This is a genomic window from Blautia obeum ATCC 29174 (assembly GCF_025147765.1).
Classification (GTDB): Bacteria; Bacillota; Clostridia; order Lachnospirales; family Lachnospiraceae; genus Blautia_A; species Blautia_A obeum.
This window is the reverse complement of record NZ_CP102265.1, coordinates 2,443,852-2,450,000: the sequence shown is the minus strand read 5'-3', so window position 1 is coordinate 2,450,000 and position 6,149 is coordinate 2,443,852. Positions and strand designations below refer to the sequence as shown.

The following is a 6,149-nucleotide window of genomic DNA, read 5'->3' as shown; positions in this document are numbered from 1 at the left end:
CCAGTGAAGATGCTGGTTACCTGCGCCAGGACGGAAAGACCCCATGGAGCTTTACTCCAGTTTGGTACTGGGATCCGGTACTGCATGTACAGGATAGGTGGGAGGCTGAGAATCGGTAACGCCAGTTGCCGAGGAGCCGCTGTTGGGATACCACCCTTGCAGTATTGGGTTTCTAACCAGCCGCCGTGACCCGGCGGTGGGACAATGCCAGACGGGGAGTTTGACTGGGGCGGTCGCCTCCGAAAGGGTATCGGAGGCGCCCAAAGGTTCCCTCAGGATGGACGGAAACCATCCAAAGAGTGCAAAGGCAGAAGGGAGCTTGACTGCGACACCGACGGGTGGAGCAGGTACGAAAGTAGGGCTTAGTGATCCGGTGGTATTAAGTGGGAATGCCATCGCTCAACGGATAAAAGCTACCCTGGGGATAACAGGCTTATCACTCCCAAGAGTTCACATCGACGGAGTGGTTTGGCACCTCGATGTCGGCTCATCGCATCCTGGGGCTGTAGTAGGTCCCAAGGGTTGGGCTGTTCGCCCATTAAAGCGGTACGCGAGCTGGGTTCAGAACGTCGTGAGACAGTTCGGTCCCTATCCGGCGTGGGCGTAGGATATCTGAGAGGAGCTGTCCTTAGTACGAGAGGACCGGGATGGACGGGCCGCTGGTGCACCGGTTAGACTGCCAAGTCTATAGCCGGGTAGCCAAGCCCGGAAGGGATAAACGCTGAAGGCATCTAAGCGTGAAGCCCCCCTCAAGATGAGATATCCCATCCGAAAGGAGTAAACCCCCTTGAAGACGACGAGGTCGATAGGGCAGGGGTGGAAGTGTGGTAACACATGGAGCTGACTGCTACTAATAGGGTGAGGGCTTGACCAAAAAGCATGGTCAGAATTGATTCGGTTGGTTGTCAACATGTATGTGGTTTTGAAGATAAGATAATATTAGGAGCAGAGAGATCTGCTTCTTTTTTTGTATATTAGAAAGGAATCCCCATGTCCTCAATCACACGAATCAACCGCGACGATATGCTCGAACTCACCCGTCGAATGACAATTGCCCGTACATCCATGACACGCATAGCTGGCAGTTACATGGACGCAGATGGATTTATCGATGGAACCTTCAATACCAACTTCCTAAAACTGAAAAACTCTGAAAAAGAAAAAAACCTTACTATAGCCAAGGCAATTCCGTTCGCGCAAACCAACCAGAATCTCAAACGCTATAAAATTCCTAAAGAAGCATATGCATTAGGTGGAATCCGTCAGCTCCTTTTGGGAATCAAATCCTGTGCTCTCAAAAATGATGCACTTTTGGAATCTTTTTATGACTACATTGCAGAAAATTACCATACAAATCATGATTATGCAGTATATCTCTTCCATAATACTTATGATATCCCTCTCAAAGCAGCCGATCACGAAAGCCTCTGGGAATCCGAAGAAACCTACGAATATATCATCTGTGCAATCTGTCCGGTTTCCGGTGATTATGAACCTGGTAAACCAGAATGTGGTTTCATTTTTCCGGCATTTAATTCCAGAACAGAAGATCCGGACTACATTGATATCTACCAAAGTAATCCGGATTTTCCCCAAAAAGACTTATTAAAAATATTACAAATTCCTGAGTAAGTATATTTATGCCATCATGGGCATGATCACGTGTTATTTCATCCAATGGAAGACAATCAGACAGATGTTTACTATATAGGCAATGGCGATAAAATATATTGGACTTTTGGAATCTCCGAGCCCACGAAATAAAGTAACCGTGCTTCCAATTGTTCTTTTTTTACGAAAAATTAGTCCTGAAGCAGAGCTTTTTCTACGTTTTCAAAGCCGATACGCTCAATTGTTTCTGCAAAACGTTCTCCCTTCAGGCCGTTATCACGAAAAAATAAAATTGCTTTTTCAATAACATTCAGCGCTTCTTCTTTGGATGCGAAGATTTTACTGAGAGATTTTCCGCGAGAAATTTTTTTCCCCCAGCGTCCACCGATATAAATTTTATATCCATAAATACCATTTGCAATTGTATGGAACGGACATTTTCCGACACAGCGACCACAATGTCGGCACTGCATCTCGTCAATTGTGATTTTTCCATCTACAACTTTGGCAACACCATTTGGACATGCTGCTTCAATTGCGCATTTTTTGCAGCCTTTGCAGAGTTCACTGTTTACTTCAGGAATACGCTGACCGATAATACCGACATCATTCAGATTGGGTTTTACACAGTTGTTTGGACATCCACCTACTGCAATTTTGAATTTGTGTGGCAGGGCAACATCCTGAAATCCTTCATAAAAACGTCGGTAGATTTCCTCAGAAAGTGCATAAGAGTCAAGCAGCCCATACTGACATGTCGTTCCCTTACAGGAGACAACCGGACGAACTTTTGCACCGGTGCCACCGGTCACTAAGCCTTCTTTGGCGATAAATTCCTGAAACTCTTCAATTTTATCATAGGGAATTCCCTGAATTTCAACAGAAAGCCGTGTGGTGTATAATAGATTTCCATTGCCGAATTTTTCGGCAGCATCGGCCATACAGTGATGTTGTGCGGCGGTTACCTTTCCGTTTACGGTGAGTACCCGTGCAGAAAACAGATCAGTTCCTCGATTGTTGAGGAAGCCCATCCCTTTTACTCTTTTTTCATCTTCTTTACTGATTGTTAATGCTGACATTAGTAAATTCTCCATTCTGTTTATTATTATAACTGTCTATAGATAGTAATTTTTATTTGCAATTCATAATATACCACTTGAGTATGTATTTGAAAAATGATATTATTTTATATAAATAATAGATATTTTCTATATATGAAAAATGACTGGAACAGGAGAGGGAAAATGACGATTCGGCATTTGAATATTTTTGTTGCAGTGGCAGATTATGGTTCCATGAGTGCAGCTGCAAGACATTTATATTTATCTCAGCCAACGGTAAGCCAGGCGATACGGGAACTGGAAAAACATTATAATGGTTTGCTGTTTGAACGCCTAGGGAAAAAGCTGTATCTTACAGAACGGGGGGAACTTCTTCTGCCGAGAGCAAGAGAACTGGTCCGCCAGTTTGAGGAAACAGAAGAATTGATATTGAATCAGGGCCAGTCATTAACCCTGAAACTGGGTTCAACGATCACAGTAGGAACCTGTCTGACTCCGCGTTTGATTCCTGAACTTCAGAAAAGTTGTCCTGATGTAAAAGTTTCTTCGTATGTAAGCAACACGAGAGCGATTGAACAGAAATTACTGCGTTCTGAGCTTGATGTAGGAATTGTAGAAGGAGAAATTTATTCTCCTGATCTTCATGTGCTTCCAATCGTAGATGATCGCCTTGTTCTTGCAGTGGGGAAAGAACATCCTTTTTATTTAAAAAAAGTATTGCATGTGCAGGATCTTGAGCAGGAACAGTTTGCAATGCGAGAACAGGGGAGTGGGACACGGCAGTTGTTTGAAGATTATGCGACACGGCATCAGATTTCTTTTCAGACAGTATGGGAGGCAAACAGCCCTGGAACATTACTTAATGCCGTGCTTTATGATGGTGTCCTTTCGGTGATGTCTTTGCGGCTGATGTATCACGAGATCAGAAATGACAGTATTCATGTTTTTCAGAATGAAAATGGCGAGTGGAATCGGAAATTTAAACTTGTGTATCACAAAAATAAATTTCTGACGCCTGCGGTCCATGAACTGGAAAGAATCCTGCATTCCTATCGAAACGTAGAGATACCGGAAAATGCTGGAATATTGAGATAAATACGAAGGGAAGTTTATGAAAAAATATCTTACGATAACAGTAAGGGAGCAGATGCAGGGAATGACTGTTGAAAAAGTCCTTTATGATTATCTGGAACTGACCAAAAAGCAGGTCAGTCGTGCAAAATTCCGCCCGGATGGTATTTGCAAAAATAAAGTACAGTGCAGAGTAACAGAGAAAGTTTCTATGGGAGATGAAATTTGTATATGCCTGGAAACAGATGAAATACAGTCTGCACAGCTGGTTTTGGCAAAGATTCAGGGAGAGAGACTGTGTATTTTGTATGAAGATGAAGACATACTGGCAGTAAATAAACCGGCAGGAGTGTTAACGCATCCGGCGGGTATGCACTATAGTGATAGCCTGGCAAATCAGGTTGCTGCATATTTTCAGGAAAGAAATCTTTCAGTCTGTATACGTCCAATCGGCCGATTGGATAAGGAAACATCCGGAATCGTTTTGTTTGCCAAAAATCAGGTTGCAGCACAGAGATTGCAGGAACAGCGTGAAACAGGAGTCTTAGAAAAACAGTATCTTGCTTTGGTGGATGGAAACCTGCCGAAGGATCAGGATGATATTTGGCATACGATAGACTTTCCGATTAAAAAAATTGGAAATCATCCGCTTCGAATGGAAGCAGTAAAAAAGAGCAGCAGTGCAGAAAATGAAAAATATATTGCACATCAGTTAACTGATTATATAAATTGTTTTCAGGCAGTGACACATTATCATGTCCTTTACAGTACGGATAAATGGTCGGCAATAAAGTTAAAACTGGATACAGGACGGACGCACCAGATTCGGGTGCATATGCAGGCAATTGGACATCCACTGCTTGGTGATTCCATATATAATACATCAACAATGAACCGAGAACAGTGTACAATTTATCGTGCAGCATTACATGCCTGGAAAGTAAGACTTCGACAGCCATTCAACGGCAGGAAGATAGAACTGGAGGTACCTGTGCCGGAAGATTTTAAGAAATATGGAGGTTTTTATGTCAGCTCAGGTTCGTGATATGACCAAAGGATCTCCGGCAAAACTGATTCTGCTTTTTGCAGTACCGTTAATGCTGGGGAATATTTTTCAACAGTTGTATACAATGGTGGATACGATTGTTGTTGGCCAGGTTGCCGGTGTACAGGCACTTGCAGCGCTTGGCGCAGTTGAGTGGATCATGTGGATGACACTTGGAGTTTCTACCGGTGTTACGCAGGGATTCTCAATCCTGATCTCGCAGCATTATGGGGCAAAGAAATGGAATGATCTGAAAAAGACAGTTGCCCATAGTTATCTGCTTACCGCAGTGACGGCTATACTGCTCCTTCTGATCAGTCAGCTTGCTGCCAGATGGCTCCTTGTTCTGTTAAATACACCGGATAATATTATTGGAATGTCACTGATTTATCTCAGAATCGTATTTTGCGGGATTCCGATCGTAGCGGCCTATAATATTTTTGCATCTGTGCTGCGGGCACTTGGAAACAGCAGGACACCGTTGATCGCAATGATTATTGCAGCTTTTATCAATGTAGTGCTGGATCTTGTTTTTGTCGCAGGTTTTAACTGGAGTGTGGCAGGAGCTGCACTGGCAACCGTTATCGCACAGGCTTTTTCAGCTTTTTACTGTTTCCTTATTGTTCGTAAAATTGAAATCGTACATACAGACAGGGACGATTTTGCAAAAGTTCCAGGGTTGAATCGAAAATTATTTGGACTTGGAGCGCCAATTCTGTTTCAGGACGTGATCATTTCTGTGGGTGGGCTGGCTGTTCAGTTTGTTATTAATGGATATGGATTTTTGTTTGTTGCCGGTTTTACTGCGACAAATAAACTTTACGGAGTATTGGAGATGGCAGCAATCTCTTACGGCTATGCAGTGGTCTCCTATGTCGGACAAAATCTGGGAGCCGGAGAGATCACGAGAATCAAAAAAGGAGTTCATGCGAGCTCGTTTCTTGCCTTTCTTACATCTGCGTTTATCAGTATAGTGATGTTTCTTTTTGGAAAGACGCTGCTTTCGATGTTTATTTCCGGAGATCCAGAGCAGACAAGTCAGGTACTGGCAATCGCCTGGCATTATCTTTCTATTATGGCATCCTGCCTGTGTATCCTTTATTTTCTGTATGTATACCGTTCTGCATTACAGGGGCTCGGAAATACCATGATTCCGATGTTGAGCGGAGTGGTAGAATTTTTTGTCAGAGTCGGTGTGGCACTTTTACTACCGAAACTGATTGGTCAGAATGGGATTTTCTATGCAGAGATTGCAGCGTGGACAGGAGCTGCTGTTTTGCTGATGATCAGTTATTATATCAACATTCGCAAATTTGCCTGATGCATGAAAATTTGCTATAATCGCATCAGAAATTTTGATG

5 protein-coding genes and 1 rRNA gene (1 of these 6 running past the window's edge) are annotated in these 6,149 nt (G+C 43.2%); 5 read left to right on the top strand and 1 reads right to left on the bottom strand.

The window, feature by feature from the left end; genetic code table 11:
• Together NQ503_RS11890 and NQ503_RS11885 are read left to right on the top strand one after the other, a co-directional pair.
• Nucleotides 1-875 (top strand): 23S ribosomal RNA (locus NQ503_RS11890) (it extends 2,011 nt beyond the left edge of the window).
• Between the two features lie 115 nt (nt 876-990).
• Nucleotides 991-1,632, top strand: a complete 642-nt coding sequence (locus NQ503_RS11885) for a DUF4317 family protein (protein WP_044926086.1) — start codon at nt 991-993, stop codon at nt 1,630-1,632.
• A gap of 170 nt (nt 1,633-1,802) precedes the next feature.
• Here the strand turns inward: NQ503_RS11885 and NQ503_RS11880 are convergent, their stop codons facing one another.
• On the bottom strand, nt 1,803-2,690 hold the full coding sequence (locus NQ503_RS11880) for a 4Fe-4S binding protein (protein ID WP_044926088.1): 888 nt from the start codon (nt 2,688-2,690) through the stop codon (nt 1,803-1,805).
• A gap of 165 nt (nt 2,691-2,855) precedes the next feature.
• Between NQ503_RS11880 and NQ503_RS11875 the strand changes: the two genes are divergently transcribed.
• Genes NQ503_RS11875 through NQ503_RS11865 form a run of 3 tightly spaced genes read left to right on the top strand, consistent with a single transcriptional unit; the run spans nt 2,856 to nt 6,109 of the window.
• Nucleotides 2,856-3,767 (top strand): LysR family transcriptional regulator, encoded by a 912-nt coding sequence (locus tag NQ503_RS11875; protein ID WP_044926089.1) that lies wholly within the window; start codon nt 2,856-2,858, stop codon nt 3,765-3,767.
• A gap of 16 nt (nt 3,768-3,783) precedes the next feature.
• Nucleotides 3,784-4,788 (top strand): RluA family pseudouridine synthase, encoded by a 1,005-nt coding sequence (locus tag NQ503_RS11870; RefSeq protein ID WP_005427233.1) that lies wholly within the window; start codon nt 3,784-3,786, stop codon nt 4,786-4,788.
• On the top strand, nt 4,769-6,109 hold the full coding sequence (locus tag NQ503_RS11865) for an MATE family efflux transporter (protein ID WP_044926090.1): 1,341 nt from the start codon (nt 4,769-4,771) through the stop codon (nt 6,107-6,109). Before NQ503_RS11870 ends, NQ503_RS11865 begins: the two co-directional genes overlap by 20 nt.
• The last annotated feature ends 40 nt before the right edge of the window (nt 6,110-6,149 follow it).

Coding starts and splice junctions, on each gene's coding strand:
- NQ503_RS11885 (WP_044926086.1), top strand. CDS start 991: ATGTCCTCAATCACACGAATCAACCGCGACGATATGCTCGAACTCACC.
- NQ503_RS11880 (WP_044926088.1), bottom strand. CDS start 2,690: ATGTCAGCATTAACAATCAGTAAAGAAGATGAAAAAAGAGTAAAAGGG.
- NQ503_RS11875 (WP_044926089.1), top strand. CDS start 2,856: ATGACGATTCGGCATTTGAATATTTTTGTTGCAGTGGCAGATTATGGT.
- NQ503_RS11870 (WP_005427233.1), top strand. CDS start 3,784: ATGAAAAAATATCTTACGATAACAGTAAGGGAGCAGATGCAGGGAATG.
- NQ503_RS11865 (WP_044926090.1), top strand. CDS start 4,769: ATGTCAGCTCAGGTTCGTGATATGACCAAAGGATCTCCGGCAAAACTG.